At 72.7% G+C, this 1,229-nt stretch carries 1 protein-coding gene; it reads left to right on the top strand.

Translation table 11 applies throughout. The features are described 5' to 3' along the window. The coding region (locus AC5LUJ_RS19445; protein ID WP_493465443.1) for an NF041680 family putative transposase at window positions 1-1,229 on the top strand (1,229 nt) is incomplete at both ends.

The following is a 1,229-nucleotide window of genomic DNA, read 5'->3' as shown; positions in this document are numbered from 1 at the left end:
GGCGGGCGGATGCCCTGTTCGAGCTCGCCGACGCCGTGCTGTGCACGGACGGTCCGGTCCGTGACCTGGTCGGCCTGTCGCTGGCACCAGAGCATCGCCGGGGGCACGGCGCGCTGTACGACGCGGTGAACCACGGCCGGGTGGAGGTGGACCGGCTGCGACGGTCGCTGGCCGGGCTACCGCTCCCACGAGCCGCCGACGGCCGCATCGTCCTGGGCGTGGACGTCAGCCCCTGGCTGCGTCCGGACGCAGCCACCAGCCCGCAGCGGCTGTTCTGCCACACCTACGGCCGAGGAAAAGGCAACGCCCAGATGATCCCGGGCTGGCCCTACTCGTTCGTCGCCGCCCTCGAACCGGGCCGCACCTCGTGGACGGCACCGCTCGACGCGGTCCGCCTCGGCCCCGACGACGACCTCACCACAGTGACCGCCACCCAGGTACGTGAGGTCGTCGACCGGCTCACCACCGCCGGCCACCACACCGCCGGCACCCCGAACATCCTCGTCGTCCTCGACGCCGGCTACGACGTCACCCGCCTGGCCTGGCTGCTGGCCGACCTGCCCGTCGACCTCGTCGGCCGGCTACGTTCCGACCGGGTCTTCCACCTGCCCGTTCCGCCCCGCCCGCCACGCGCCTCCGGCCGGCCGCCTCGCCATGGCCCCGAGCTGCGCCTGGGTGACCCGGCCAGCCTGCCCGCCCCCGCGCTCACCACGACTACCGACACCAGCCGGTACGGCACCGCGGCCGCCACCGCGTGGGACCGAGCCCACCCCCGGCTGACCCGCCGCGCCGCCTGGGAGAACCACACCGACCAGCTTCCGATCATCGAGGGCACCCTGATCCGTCTCGTCGTCGACCACATCCCGGGCGAACGGAACCCGAAACCGGTCTGGCTGTGGTCCTCCACCATCGACGCGAGCGCCACCGACGTCGACCGCGCCTGGCAGTCGTTTCTCCGCCGGTTCGACCTGGAACACACCTTCCGGCTGTTCAAGCAGACCCTCGGCTGGACCGCCCCGAAGATCCGTGACCCTCACGCGGCGGACCGCTGGACCTGGCTCGTCATCGCCACCTACACCCAACTCCGGGTTGCCCGCACGCTCACCGCGGACCTGCGCCGCCCCTGGGAACGACCCGCCGAACCCACAAGGCTGACTCCAGCCCGTGTCCGCAGGGGATTCCGGAACCTCCGCCCGAAGACACCGCTTCCAGCCCGCGCGCCGAAACCC

The organism is Protofrankia sp. CiP1_Cm_nod3 (assembly GCF_982290655.1).
Note: the sequence above shows the minus strand (reverse complement) of the source record. Positions and strands in the feature narration are given on the sequence as shown.